Origin of the sequence: Corallococcus sp. CA047B (assembly GCF_003612065.1) — a bacterium.
GTDB lineage: Bacteria > Myxococcota > Myxococcia > Myxococcales > Myxococcaceae > Corallococcus > Corallococcus praedator.
The window spans coordinates 1-13,070 of the sequence record NZ_RAWD01000276.1 but is presented as its reverse complement, the minus strand read 5'-3'; the positions used below and the strand labels follow the sequence as shown (position 1 = coordinate 13,070).

At 64.0% G+C, this 13,070-nt stretch carries 10 protein-coding genes; 2 read left to right on the top strand and 8 right to left on the bottom strand.

Annotation, left to right across the window (positions count from 1 at the left end):
* From D7X74_RS31835 to D7X74_RS31800, 8 genes are all read right to left on the bottom strand, one after another.
* Positions 1-834: condensation domain-containing protein (locus D7X74_RS31835; protein ID WP_233602343.1), on the bottom strand; the 834-nt coding region annotated here is incomplete at its 3' end.
* Positions 835-1,015: 181 nt separating this feature from the next.
* Positions 1,016-4,597, bottom strand: coding sequence for an SIR2 family protein (locus D7X74_RS31830; RefSeq protein ID WP_120536778.1), 3,582 nt, complete (start codon positions 4,595-4,597; stop codon positions 1,016-1,018).
* A 69-nt stretch (positions 4,598-4,666) separates the two neighbouring features.
* The gene (locus D7X74_RS31825; protein ID WP_120536775.1) at positions 4,667-5,677 is read right to left on the bottom strand and encodes an MlaD family protein; all 1,011 of its coding nucleotides are present in this window, start codon (positions 5,675-5,677) and stop codon (positions 4,667-4,669) included.
* A complete protein-coding gene (locus D7X74_RS31820) occupies positions 5,670-6,413 on the bottom strand; it encodes an ATP-binding cassette domain-containing protein (RefSeq protein ID WP_120536774.1) in 744 nt (247 codons plus the stop codon). Before D7X74_RS31820 ends, D7X74_RS31825 begins: the two co-directional genes overlap by 8 nt.
* The gene (locus tag D7X74_RS31815) at positions 6,410-7,156 is read right to left on the bottom strand and encodes an ABC transporter permease (RefSeq protein ID WP_120536777.1); all 747 of its coding nucleotides are present in this window, start codon (positions 7,154-7,156) and stop codon (positions 6,410-6,412) included. Before D7X74_RS31815 ends, D7X74_RS31820 begins: the two co-directional genes overlap by 4 nt.
* Positions 7,153-7,932, bottom strand: coding sequence for an ABC transporter permease (locus D7X74_RS31810; RefSeq protein ID WP_233602342.1), 780 nt, complete (start codon positions 7,930-7,932; stop codon positions 7,153-7,155). Before D7X74_RS31810 ends, D7X74_RS31815 begins: the two co-directional genes overlap by 4 nt.
* Positions 7,933-7,951: 19 nt before the next feature.
* Positions 7,952-8,650 carry an ATP-binding cassette domain-containing protein gene (locus D7X74_RS31805; protein WP_120536773.1) on the bottom strand — a complete coding sequence of 233 codons (699 nt, stop codon included), beginning with the start codon at positions 8,648-8,650 and terminating at the stop codon, positions 7,952-7,954.
* A gap of 22 nt (positions 8,651-8,672) precedes the next feature.
* On the bottom strand, positions 8,673-10,604 hold the full coding sequence (locus D7X74_RS31800; RefSeq protein WP_158622324.1) for a putative metal-binding motif-containing protein: 1,932 nt from the start codon (positions 10,602-10,604) through the stop codon (positions 8,673-8,675).
* Between the two features lie 213 nt (positions 10,605-10,817).
* Here D7X74_RS31800 and D7X74_RS31795 point away from each other — a divergent pair, with 213 nt between their 5' ends.
* On the top strand, positions 10,818-11,849 hold the full coding sequence (locus D7X74_RS31795; protein ID WP_120536771.1) for a sensor histidine kinase: 1,032 nt from the start codon (positions 10,818-10,820) through the stop codon (positions 11,847-11,849).
* Positions 11,846-12,610 (top strand): LytTR family DNA-binding domain-containing protein, encoded by a 765-nt coding sequence (locus D7X74_RS31790; RefSeq protein WP_120536770.1) that lies wholly within the window; start codon positions 11,846-11,848, stop codon positions 12,608-12,610. Before D7X74_RS31795 ends, D7X74_RS31790 begins: the two co-directional genes overlap by 4 nt.
* Positions 12,611-13,070 lie beyond the last annotated feature (460 nt).

Sequence of the window (13,070 nt, the reverse complement as noted above, 5' to 3'; positions counted from 1 at the left end):
GGCAGGGCGAAGGGAGGAGGGATGTCCCGCGGAGAAGTCCTCGTAGAGGGTCCGTAGCTCACGCAGGAGGACGGCCATGGACACGCCGTCCGAGACGATGTGGTGGAGGGTGAGCAGGAGCAGGTGGTCATCGTCACGGAAGCGAAGCAGGGTGCCCTGGATCAGCGGACCCGTGGACAGCGCCAGCGGCCGTTCAAGTTCCTCTCGCGTCCGCCGGGCCGTCTCCGCTGCCTGTTCGTCGGCGGGCAGGTGGCTGACCACCACCTTCGTGAGGATGAAGGGATGCACCGGGAGCAGCCGCGTGACGAAGCCGGCTTCGGTGGCTGCGAAGATGGTCCGGAGGGATCCGTGTCGGCGGGTCAGCTCGGTGAAGCAGCGCTCCAGCACCGAGACGTCGAGCGGTGAGGTGATGCGGTAGGCGCCGGGAATCCGGAACGCGGTGGTTCCTGGATGGAGCTGCTCCACGAACAGGATTCGCTCCTGCGCGAACGAGAGCGGTGGGTCGCCCTCGTGAGAGAAGGGAACGAGCGGGGGTCCGTCCTCAGAGGACTCGCTGCGTCTCGCGGCTTCGACGGCCTCCGCCATGAGGGCGAGGGTCGGCGTGTCGAAAATCTGCGGGATGGGCATTCGCAAGCGGAACGTCTCGTTCACGCGCGAGATGAGCTGGGTGCCAAGGAGGGAATGGCCGCCCAGGTGGAAGAAGTCGTCGTGCAGACCGACGCGATCGACCTCCAGGACCGAGGCCCAGATCCGGGCGAGCGCGACCTCGGTGGGAGTGGAGGGCGCGTCACCCCGAGCGGACTCGGGAGCGGAAAAGGCGCGATCCGACGGCATCTGAGATTCCTTTCAACGGGGGCTCGCTTCCTGCCAGGATAGCAGAGACATCGAACCGGCTTGAATGGAATTGTCGCGTCGCTGTTCACATAGAACAGACAGATACAGGAACACTCGGGCCTCGAGGAGATCAAGCCTCGGCGATTGCGTTAAACAAGCCCCGGGTTAACAATGCACGATCCTAGAAAAGTTGGAGGTTGTCCGCCTGAGTAGAATTGCCGTTCTTAGCTAGCCATATTTTCGACCTTACTCCGGCCCTGTTGTCAGTCTCAAGGCGAATAATTGTCAAGCCTAGCAGCTGATTCTGTTCGGAAGACAGTTGGCTTGAGTTCTTGATTTTCAAGAGCCAGAAAGCAGCTTGGCCAACTAGTTGTGCTCGAGGGCTAAGGGATGCATCCAGAAGTGCGCTTATGCATTGCTCGATCTCTGTTAATGTCGAAGCAGACGGCTTCCGGAGAATGCTCTGTGCAAGCAAGCCGATGCTCTCATGGGCAATGGCCGCATTTCCTCCACGAGCTAACAGGCGGGAAAAGTATATCCACTCAACAGGCATTGTTTCGCTTTGCTGGTGGGCTAGGTACGCTTTTGCTGCCTCAAAGGCCCATCCGCGAATCGTCCCATCATCTGAGACTGAGGGGTTTGTCATTGCGTCGCTGATTTTTCTGGAAAGAAGCTGCTTTATGTGGGGACTTAGGTTTGATCTTGTTTGCGCAATCTGGGGCATCGCATAGAACGAAGTGTCGAGAATTCGGATGATGATTTTCTCAACTTCTTCGACTGAATCAGGCGTGGCTGTTTCAATAAAGCGTCGACCTACCAATGCAACTGCATCGGCCCGAACCATCCGGACCGCATCTTCCGGATCTGCTGAATCCATTGCGCTGAGCGAGTCGGAGAGCTTGCTGAGGATAAATTTCCGCTCCTGCAGATCGAACAAGTCAAATGTATTGCCGATGGCATAGAGTGCGTCTGTTGTTTCCCAATCTGATTCGGGTTTGCTCAGGATTGTTAGGGCTCGAATGGCGTGTGCACGTAAGGCTTCCGGCTTGATCGCCCCAGGCAGAGAGAGCCACGTGACTTTAACATGCAAGTCAAAAAGGGAGTCGGTCGAACTATCTCTGCCGAGGATGTCGGCCATGATCGCCGTTGATTTTTTAAGACTAGGTGGTTTCGCCGAAAACTCCCTCCGAAGCTCCAGCAGAAACGTCAAGGGCAACATCATATCTTCTAGTTCTTTTCTGCTGGACTTTAATTCGGTTAGCACGAACGATAGAAGCGAATCCAGGTCTGCGTCGGAGAAATTCCCGCTCTCAATCCAGATCTGCACTGGCAAGATGTTGGCCCACTTGGCTATATTTTTGACAACCTGTTGAGTTTGATGATCTTTGGTTTCTCTAAGGGTTTCGAGTTCGGAAATGAAATGAGATGGCTTTAGGTGAGACCAGCGGGCAAGAGCTAGCAAGGATAGGGAGTCAATTAGCTCGGAAGGGCTGGCATCAGTGCCTGTTCTAATTATGGGCCCCTGACTACTTGAGCGCAGTGCGTCCTGAATCCAGGTCCAGAGGGATTCCAGCGCGGTATTGTCTAGCTCGGAGGTGATCTGGGTTAGAGCTTCAGCTCTGGCGATCCATTCTGAGGGCCATCGGCCATTTAAAGTCAGAATGGCAATAAGTTCGGGCGCGATAGGGTTTCGGTGCGGCGTGTTGTGATGTTCTGTGAGAAGTCCTTTTAGTCTGCGTGAACCGTATCGCGCTAGGGCCAATGCTCCTTCTGTGTGGTTTCCTGCGGCCCATTGAGCTTGTCCATAGAGTTCAGCAGCCGCCATCGTCAACCAAGGAGAGGTCCATGTCCTCTCGAGGATGGAGAGAAGCATGGTCGAAGACTGAGGGGCCGTGAGTTCATCGCTGGATGCATCTGCGCGCGCAGCTAGTCGGGAAATCAGCTCATCTCTTGCTCGTGCCTCAAGAGTCCTGAATTGGCCGATCGAGTCGATCTGAGACTCGAGCCAGTTGCTACGTGCCTTGAGTTGGTCAAACTCTGTTGCGCTTGGCTTGGATGATTGTGAGCCTTTTTGCCTTTCTTCAATTTGAAGGGCTGAATTTATCGTAAGCCACTCAAATAGTGGGGCCTCCCCTTCGTCACGGGATAGGAAAGCTGCTCGTGAGAATGCTGCCAGGGCTTCATCGACCCGGCCTTCGAGTGAGGCAACAAACCCGAATCGACGGAGAGATTGAGCTCCTTGGCTGTTGTTGTCAATAGTGATTGGTAGTCCGCGTCTTAGGTTTCTGACTTGAACTAGGCTGTTTAGTCGGTGTCTTTCTTCGGGGGCCAAGTTGATGTCGTCTCGCAGGGCCGCAGCGAGAAGTTCGCTTCCGGATCCGCCTCGAGATACTTCTTGCTCGAGGATTGATAGCCTAAGCGATCGTCGGGTTCCTGGTGCGCAGTCTTGGGGTAGTTGTTGTTCTTCGTTTATGGCTCTGAAGAGCGTACGGCCAATTCGGAACTGTAGCCCCAGATGAGTGATGGCCTGGATTAGCCAGGATGCCCAATCAACCCCGAGTGTCTCTCGTAGAATCTTTTGGGCATCTCCTGTCGGACGAGCCTGGGGCGCTTCTGCGGCTTTTCGTGAAGGATTTAGTTGTGACCAGATTTTGTCTGCATGTGCTTCTCCATGGCGAAGGACTAGTGCCTGCTTTACGGCGGCAGTGAAGATCTCTCTTTTTCGCGCGTCTCCCGTGTGGATGATGGAGGTGGCCTGGATGGCTAATATGCTTGGTAGAGTTTTTGTTAGATTTTCTATTGAACTGGCTGAGTTAATGCGCTCGAGGGCGACTGGCACCGTGTCGTCTCGACCAAAGTCGTCACGTAGGTATTTTCCTAGCGCCCGAAGTATTCCAGCGAGTTGGTTTGGTGCAATTTGTATGAATGTTAGTGCTCCATTCCAGTAGCTTCTCCGGGCGGCGCCTGGGATTGCGCCGACGGAGAGGCTGATACATGGGTTTCTGTGTGTCCCAAGGAGATCCGATATCCATCCATTCCATTGGATGAAATTTGGATCTGTAGCGCTGAATCCGACGAGCAACATTGGGTGTTGAATGAAAAGCTGGCGGACTTTGGCTAGTAATCCAGGGGAGCGCTCAGGGTAACGGCGATACTGTTCCAGTGTAAGTATGATGGTTTCTGGGCGACTCAAGATTCCGTGTAAGTGGATTACCTCCAAGGCCATTTGTTGACCTGAGGATCGGACAAGGTCGGCATCAGTTACGCATGTTTGAATTTTCCCTGGCGCATGTGTTGCCTTCCATGCTCTTTCAATGAGTGTATCGTAATTTGTTGTTAGTATTGCTTGCCATCGGATCTTGTGTATTTCCTCGTGTGCTTCTCCGGGGCTTAGAAAGTCATCGGGGACGGCATCGCGAATGATTCGGATGAGCGCTTCCGTTCCAAACGCTTGCTCATATAATTCTGCAAGCCAGAGTGCATCTGATTCCCCATCTTCGCCGTAATATTTCAGTTCGGAGCGCAGTTTTTCGGATAGTTCTTTCCAGCTAAAGGCCCTTGGTGTGCCTGTGCCACGAAATCCGAGTTCGCGATAGCGTGCTTTGGGGATTGCATTAAAACTCATGCCTGCCCCTATGAATGCTACAGGTGTTCGTTCTCGCGCAGTTCGGGCCCAATTTAATAACTGATGGCTTGCATCTTCAGGAAGGTTGAGTGTTTTTGTGAGTTCATTGGTTAGCCATCGGTCAGGCCAGTCGTACATTTATTCCCCTTGGTTGGTTTTGTTGGAGTCTCTTGAGGTTGGGCTGTTTTTATTCTTTGCCTTTGGAGTTTAATCTTTCCAAAGGACTTTCCAAGGATGCTTGCGCAGATCCGTGACCAGGGTGCGCAGTTCGTCATACAGCGCCGGATCCTTGAGCAGGGCGCCGCCCGTGCCTTCTCCCGCGTCCAGTCTTCCCAGCACGCGGTCCGCCTTGGTGGCGATCTGTTCCAACTGGCCCGCAGCCGCCGTGAACCGCTGGATGGCCACCTTCACCTGTTGGCCATCTTCCGCCGTCAGCGGGCCGGTCACCGCCGCCAGTCCTTCCAGGGTCGTTCCGGCGGACTTCGTCAGGCCGGGCAGGTCCTTTCGCATCACCGCCGCCACGGCCGATGCGTCATCCAGCAGGCGCGCCCCCTTGCCCCCGGGCTGCAGCGATTCCTTCGCCAGTTGAGACAACTGCCGCAGGTCCCTGGACGCCGCCGCCAGCTCCGACGCCAGCACCTTCACGTCGCCCTTGTTCTCGGTCAGGACCTCATCCAGCGTCTTCGCCAGCCGTGACACGTTGGCCGCGAGTCCCGTCACCGCTTCCGGATCCCGCTCCAACATCTCCGACAACAGCGTCACGAACTTGGACAACTGCTCCGACAGCAGGTCCAGGCGCGGCGCATCCACGCCTCGCAAAGCCTCGGACTCCGGCAGGGCGGCTTCAGCGTTGCCCGGGTTCAACTCCAGATACGGCTCCCCCAGCAGGCCCACCGTCCCCACCGTCACCCGGGCGTCCTTGCGCAACGCTCCCCGGGCCGAGGCTTCCACCGACAGGTCCATGCGGACGGGCAGGGGGATTCCCTTCGCATCCCGCCGATCCGCCAGGAGCTTGATCGCATCCACCTTGCCCACCTGCACGCCGCCCAGCTTCACCGGGGCGCCCTGCACCACGTTGCCCGTGTGCGCGAAGTCCACCTCCAGCTTCGCGCCCCGTCCCAGCGTCAGCTCTCCCATCAACCACAGCAGCACCAGCACGCCGACCAACGTCGCGAGCACCAGCGCTCCCACCTTCAACTCCAGCCGTTGCTCATCCATCCGTCACGCCCTCCATGAACGGCGCCGTCAAGGTCCGCAGCTCCGGGGCGGGGGACTCCAGGAAGCCCTTCGGCGTCCCCAGGTACACACAGCGCCCCTTCGCCACCACCAACACCCGGTCCGCGATCTCCCTCAACTGCCGGTAGTCATGCGACACCACCAGTGCCCCCAATCCCTGTTCCTTCAGCGACGCCAGCACCGCCTCCACCTGCGTCGCCGCCCTCCGGTCCAGCCCCGTCGTCGGCTCGTCCAAGAGCAGGTAGCGCGGCTTGAGCACCAGGGCCCTCGCGATGGCCGCCCGCTTCTTCGCCCCCGGCCCCAGCTCCGGTGGCAGCCGGTCCGCCCATTCCTTCAGCCCCACCTGCTCCAGCGCCGTCTCCACCGCGTCCTCCGGTGCCTTCGGATCCGCGAGCCGCACGTTCTCCCGCAGCGTCCTCCAGTCCAGCAGCGCAGGCCCCTGCACCAGGTACGGCGCCCGACGGCGAATCCCCACCAACGTCCGCTCGGCCTGCGTGTCCACCCGCTCCCCGAACAACGTCACCACTCCCGCCTCGGGCCTGAGCAGCCCTACCGCCAGACGGCACAGCACGCTCTTGCCGGAGCCGCTCGCCCCCGCGATGAACGTCAGCTCCTGCGTGGACACCTGGGCGCTCAGGCCGTCCAACACGCGGCGGCCCTTCTCGAAGGCGACGGCCACGTCCTCGAAGACCAGCGTGTCCGGACCGGTGTCATTCACAGGCGCACGAACTGGAACGCAAGCGACACCGTCAGGTCAATCAACAGACAGCCTAGACTCGCCGCCACCACACCGTCCGTCGTGGCTTCGCCCACCGCCTCGGCGCCACCCCGGGCCTTGAGCCCCGCCACCGCCGCCGCCAGCGGGATGTAGAGCCCACAGCCCACCGCCTTCAGCGCCGCCACCAGCACATCCCAGCCATCCACGTACCTCGCGTCCATGAACGCCCGGCCGTCAATGTCGAATGCCAGACTCGCCACCACCACCGCCGACAGCGTCGCCGCCACCGTTCCCAGCACGCTCAACATCGGCACGCCCACCACCCCCGCCAGCACCCGGGGCGCCACGAGGTCCGCGTACGGATCCCCCGCCGACATCTCCAGCGCCTCCACCTGCTCGTTCACGCTCATCGTGGACAGCTCCGCGGAGTGGCTGGCGCCGGCCCGCGCCGCCGTCAGCAGGGCCGACACCGCCGGGCCCAGCTCCCGCACCAGCATCTCGAAGTACGCCGGGCCCAGCACCGCCACGTTGCCGATGAGCTTCTTCGCCTGCGCGTTGGCGATCGTCACCAGCACCGCCCCGAAGAAGGCCATGCCCGACATCACCAGCCACACGCTGCGCCCACCCAGCTCGTGCACCTGCGCCAGGGTTTCGCGCAGGGGCACTCCCTCCCGCAGGCTCGCCCGCACCGTTCGCGCCAGCATCACCACCGGCGCTCCGAAGAAGGACAGCACGCGCTTCATGTCGGCCACCGCGACAGCAGCGTCGTCAGCAGGAAGTCCAAGACGAAGATGGCCGCGCACCCCAGCACCACCGCGCTCGCCGCCGCTTCGCCCACGGCCCGGGCTCCGCCCTTCGCTCGGAGGCCCACCGCCGTGGACACCAGGGAGATGGCCAGACCGAAGGCTCCCGTCTTCACCACGCCCCCCACGATGTCGAAGGGGCTCAGCATGTCCGCGAACGTCCCGAAGAACACCCGCAGCGGCAGGTCCAGCGTGAGCTTCGCCGCCACCGCCTCACAGAGGATGGCCACCAGGAACGTGAACGTGCTCAGCGCCAGCATGCTCACCTCCATGGCCACCACCCGGGGCGCCACCAGCAGCGCGAACGGATCCAGGCCGATGCCGCGCAGGCCTTCGATCTGCCCGCCCACCTTCAGCGTGGCCAGCTCCGCCGCGTTCCGGGCGCCGATGCGCGCCGACATGATCAGCCCCAGCAGGAGCGGGCCGAACTCCCACAGAACCCCGTACCCCGCGGCCCACCCCAGGAAGGCCCGGGCGCCGAACCGCTGGATGTAGAGCCCCGCCTGCACCACCACGATGACGCCCGCGAGCGCCGCCGTCGCCAGCGCCAGGGGCAGCGAGCCGTAGCCGAACTGCACCAGGCCCCGCGCCAGCTCGCGCCGCTCCAGCCTCCGAAGGGCCCAGGCCGTGCGCCCCGCGACCAGCGCCAGCGCGCCCACGCCTTCCACGGCGCCCAGCACCGAGCGTCCCAGCCAGGCCAGGCCAGCGCTGCTCACGGGTGGGGCCACGGAAGGGTCATGCGAGGGCCTCGTCCGGCGTCCGTTCGAGCTCTGGCGCCGGGGGCCCATCGTGCACCAACCGGCCCCCGCGCAGGTACAGCCAGCGGGGCAGGGAGAGGTCCAGGGGCGCTTCCGGCGCGGCCACGAGCAGCGTTCCCGTGCCCGCCACGTCCAGCAGCACCCGCGCCACCTGCCGCGCCGTGCCCGGGTCCAGGCCCGCGAACGGATCATCCGCGAGCAGCACCGCCGGCCTCGCCGCCAGGGCCCTCGCGAGCCCCGCGCGCTTCTTCATGCCGCCGGAGAGTCGTTCGGGCAGGGTGTCCGCCGCGTCCGTCAGGCCCACGGACTTGAGCACCGCGTCCGTGCGCTCGCGGGCCTCGGGTTCCGGGACGTGGCGACGCAAGAGCGGCTGCATCACGTTCTGCCGGACCGTGAGGGAGTCGAAGAGGGCGTCCGTCTGGAACACGAAGCCGAACGCCGCCTGCTGCTTGCGGCGCTCCGGAGCGGTGAGCTTCGCGACGTCCTGCCCGTCCCAGGTGACTTTGCCGGAGGAGGGCAGGAGCAGACCCGCGAGGGCCTTCAGCAGCGTCGTCTTGCCCGAACCGGACCGGCCCAGGAGCAGGGCCCGGGTGCCCGGAGGAAAGTGCGCGTCGATGGACTCCAGCACGGTCCTGGGACCGTGCCGGAGGGTAAGGCCTTCGCCTCGCAGTTCCATGCCGACCTATGGAGCGAGGGGCTCAGGGGACCTTGGGCCAGTTCACGAGGGTGCCATCCTGGCCCGCTGCGACGATCCGCGTGGGGAGCACGCCGTCGATGGAGTTCAGCGTCTTCGTTCCCTCGAAGGGGTTGGTCCAGCCCGTCCCATCGTAGAAGGCAACCTCGCCCATGTTGGTGACGGCATAGATGGCCTTATGGCTGTAGGCGACGACGTCGAGGACGTTCGCGGACGAACTGCTGTTGGGCTGATTGAGCTTTGGCAGTTGGGTCCATCGGCCCATGGCGCGCTCGAAGACCTGGCCGTTATCGCCCACCGCATAGGCATACCGGTCGCTCAGGACATGAACACCCCGGATGTCGCCCGTGGTGTTGGAAGGCATTGCTTCGGAAATCCAGCCTCCAGTCCCGGGGTCGAAGCGGAAGGCCCCTGACGTCGAGCTGTTGACGATTCCCACCGCGATCATGGTCTCCAACTTCGTCGCGAGATGGATGGCGCGCAGATTGGCTGCGACGGTGGCCACAACCTCCACGGTCGAGGTGTCATAGGGAGGGGACCAACGGTAGATTTTTCCGGTGCTCGACACCGCGTATGCCGTCGGATCAATCCCAGTGGTGTCGAGACCCGTGACTCCGTTGAGCGAATCACCACCGCCCGTGTCCGGTCCGGACTTCACGTAACATTGGGTATCGACCCTTGATGCCGTCGCCAGCTTTCCGTTCGCGCCGACAACGATGACGCGTCCGTCCTTGCTGGACCACGCCGCCTTCCAGTCGCCAGCGCACGTCACGGCGACGACGGTCGAACCCTCGATGCGCGTGAGTACATTGTTTCCAGCCAGCCAGGTGCCGTTCTCTCCGTATGTGGCGACCGCGTCCCAGTCCGGGGTGCTTCCGCTGCCGGACGCCGTGGACCAACTGGCCGGCGACGTGTCACAGGTAATCCCGTTGTCCACGCCGTTGGCGCAGTCGTTGTCCATCCTGTCGCAGGACTCCGCCAGTCCGCTCCGGACGTAGGTGGAGCTCTCATCGCAGTCCTGCGAAGAAGCGACGCCCCCAGGCTTGGGGGACACGCAGCCAAGGCCCACGTCGGTACCGCTGAATCCGTCGCCGTCATCATCGACGAACCAGCTCACGGGATCCTGGATGCGATTGCACTGCGTCTGGTTGGGGCCGGAGCCGCAGGCCAGCTTGCCCGGGCAACTCAACTCGGCCGGGCAGTCATTGCCCACGCCGAACTCTTCATCCACCAGGGTATTGCAGTTGTCGTCCTTGCCGTCGCAACGCAGCTCCGACTGGCCCGGACGGATGCTGCCCTCCGCGTCGTTGCAGTCGTCGCCGCGCGCGACGGTCCCGGAGGGCTGGTTGCAGGACTTCACCTCCGTGCTTCCGTAGCTGTCCGAGTCCGCGTCCACGTACCAGGTCTTCTTGTCGGTCGCGTCCGACTCCCCGTCGGCGCAGTTGTTGTCCGTGCCGTCGCACGTCTCCGGGGCGGCCGGGTTCACCGTGGCCGACCCGATCCTGTCGTCGCAGTCAGTGCCGCCCTGAGCCGTCTTCACGTAGCCGTCGCCATCCTCATCCACCGCGTCGATGGCGAGGGGCACGTCCAGCGAGCCCTTCTCCGGGACCTGCTCGGACGTCGTGGCCACCGTGTTCAACTGCGCGCCCGAGCAGGACACCTCGCGGGCTTCGGCCTGCACGTTCAGCAGGGTGCCCCAGCCCTCCTGGCGGAAGACGGCGATCTGCACCGGGTTGGGCGACGCGGGCGTCAGCGCCACCTGCGTGGTGGCCGAGCGCGACGCGTCCGCCGCGTCCCTCACGGTCACGATGATGCAGCCTTGTTGGAAGGTGTCGTGACTGACGCGGACGTTCAACGCCCCGGCCTTCAGTTCGTCCTTCTTACAACCCGTGACCCACAGGCCACACACCGCCGCTGCCATCAGGAATAAACGCATGGGAGGGGCATTCTCGGGCGCGTCGTGCACCCGGGGCAAGGCGGTTGAAGAAGATCCTTCTCCGTGCCCGGGCTCCGTGTGGGGCATGGACGCGCTTGCCCGGTTCCCGGCCGCCCTCCACCCCGGGCCGTGGGGGCGCGGGCCACTGCACCGGGTGGACCCCGCGTTCGCGTAGTAGGTTGGCCCCCACCCCGAGAAAGCAGGCCTCCCCCCATGTCACGCCGCTTGATTGTCGGCCTGGTGATCGTCGCCGCGTTCATCCTCCTCAAGGGGGCGGTGCGCGCCACGTCGGTCGAAACCAACAACAACGGGCTCATCCTGGATGTCGTCTTCCTCGCGGTGGACTTCGCCATCCTCACGCTCGCCTTCGAGATCGTCCTGCGCCGTGGCGGCACCCACAAGCAGGCCCTGCTCATCGGCACGGGCGTCGGGGTGGGGCTCACGGTGCTCTTCGGCTGCCTCGCCGTGGGGATCATCCATCCTCGCGCGCCCCACCTGAACCTCACGCTCGGGCGTCAGCCGGACTACCTGACCGTCTCGTTGCGCTACCTGCTGGGCTTCTTTCGCGACCTCGCGCTGTGGATGCTCGCGTTCGTGTACCCCATCCTCGCCGCGGACGCGGAGCGCCGCCGCGCCGAAGCGAGCGAGCTGCGCCGTCAGTCGGAGATCGCCCAACTGCGCGCGAGCCTGGAGCCCCACTTCCTGCTGAACACGTTCAACACCATCGCGGGGCTCGTCACCAAGGACCCCGATGAGGCGCGCCGGCTGCTGGCGTGCCTGGGCGAGCTGTTCGACGACATCTCCGAGCACGAGGACGAATGGCAGACGCTCGACCGCGAAGTCCACTGGCTGAAGCGCTACGCGGAGATCCTGGAGGCGCGCCATCGCGGAGTCCTGTCCTTCGAGTGGAACATCGATGAGGCGACGCGCTCCTTCAAGCTGCCGCGGCTGCTGCTCCAGCCGCTGCTGGAGAACGCGGTCAAGCACGGTGCGCTGCGCCGCGATGGTGACGGCCGCGTCACGGTGCGCAGCACGCGCGTCCACAGGACGGGGGAGGACTTCGTGGTCTGCTCCATCGACGACAACGGTCCGGGCCTGCCGCCGGATGAGGTGCGCCCCGGGGCGAAGGGGCTCGACATCGTCCGCCGCCGGCTCAAGCTGCACCTTCCCAACTCCCGGCTGACCGTCGACTCGTCGGCCCAGGGCGTCCACGTCCTCGTGGAGATCCCCGAGCTGCGGACATGAACCTCCGCGCGCTCATCCTCGATGACGAGCCCCCCGCCCGGGACTACCTGGCGGAGCTCTTGACCGACACGGGCGCCGTCGACGTCGTCGCGGCGGTGGCGACCGCCCGGGCGGCCCGGGAGGCGCTCGCGGGCTCGCCCGGGTTCGACGTCATGTTCGTGGACGTGCAGTTGGTGGGCAGCCCTGGCAACGAGGACGGCATCGACCTGGTGCGCTCCCTGGGCCGTCAGGGGCCGGCGGTGGTGCTCGCCACCGCGCACAAGCAGCACGCGCTGGAGGCGTTCGAGCTGGGCGTGCTGGACTACCTCCACAAGCCGTTCACGCGGGAGCGCGTCGCCTCCTGTGTCCGCAGGCTTCGCGAGCAGCGCAAGCCTGGCGGCGGGACGGTGGTCCCCCCCATCTCGCGCATCGTCGCCCGGCAGCACCGCTCCCTGGTCTTCATCGAGCTGGACTCCGTGTTCGCGTTCGAGGCGGACGACCGGCTGACGTACGTGCACGCCGTCGAGGGGAAGTTCGATTTCGACCTCCCGCTGTCCTCCATCGAGGCCACGTTCGGGGAGTCGATCGTCCGCGTGCACCGCAACTGGCTGGTGAACCTGGCGCTCGTGCGGCAGATCGAACGCGGCGACGGCGAAACCGCGCTGCTCATCGGGTCGCGCGCGGCGAACGTTCCGCCGTTGCGGGTCCCCGTGGCCCGCGAACGCGCCGCCAGGGTGCGGGAGCTGCTGCTGGCGAACGCGGCGGGTGTGCGCCGTCCCTGACGGCTCGGGCTCGCGGGGGGACGGTTCGTCGGGATTTCGTTCGGGTTCGTCGGCAACGCCCCCCGGGTGTCAGGGCTCGGGGCTATGGCTCCAGGGTCCGCCTTGATGCCCGGAGCCTTCCATCCCGATGACGCCGCGCGAACCGACCCGGAATAAAAGCAGGGGATATGCATTCTGGGGCGCGCCGCGTGTCCCGTGTGGGGCGACGGCCACCGTCGGCATTCGAACCGCGAGGCATCGTCCAGGCAGGCCCCCCCACCACCGTCACACCCGCGCCGACGCCTTCCGTGTATAGGGGCCGTTGACCCTTCGACACCGCCCGTTCCACCGCACGCCTTATGCCCACCGTCCGCCGTGCCCTCCTCGCCGCGCCCCTGGGAGCCTGTCTGTCCGTGCTCGCCCCGGACGCGTCCGCCCAGACCCCGGAGCCCGTGCCGCCTCCGGCCGCGTCCCCGGGCCC

Coding starts and splice junctions, on each gene's coding strand:
- D7X74_RS31825 (WP_120536775.1), bottom strand. CDS start 5,677: ATGGATGAGCAACGGCTGGAGTTGAAGGTGGGAGCGCTGGTGCTCGCG.
- D7X74_RS31795 (WP_120536771.1), top strand. CDS start 10,818: ATGTCACGCCGCTTGATTGTCGGCCTGGTGATCGTCGCCGCGTTCATC.
- D7X74_RS31800 (WP_158622324.1), bottom strand. CDS start 10,604: ATGCGTTTATTCCTGATGGCAGCGGCGGTGTGTGGCCTGTGGGTCACG.
- D7X74_RS31830 (WP_120536778.1), bottom strand. CDS start 4,597: ATGTACGACTGGCCTGACCGATGGCTAACCAATGAACTCACAAAAACA.
- D7X74_RS31815 (WP_120536777.1), bottom strand. CDS start 7,156: ATGAAGCGCGTGCTGTCCTTCTTCGGAGCGCCGGTGGTGATGCTGGCG.
- D7X74_RS31805 (WP_120536773.1), bottom strand. CDS start 8,650: ATGGAACTGCGAGGCGAAGGCCTTACCCTCCGGCACGGTCCCAGGACC.
- D7X74_RS31790 (WP_120536770.1), top strand. CDS start 11,846: ATGAACCTCCGCGCGCTCATCCTCGATGACGAGCCCCCCGCCCGGGAC.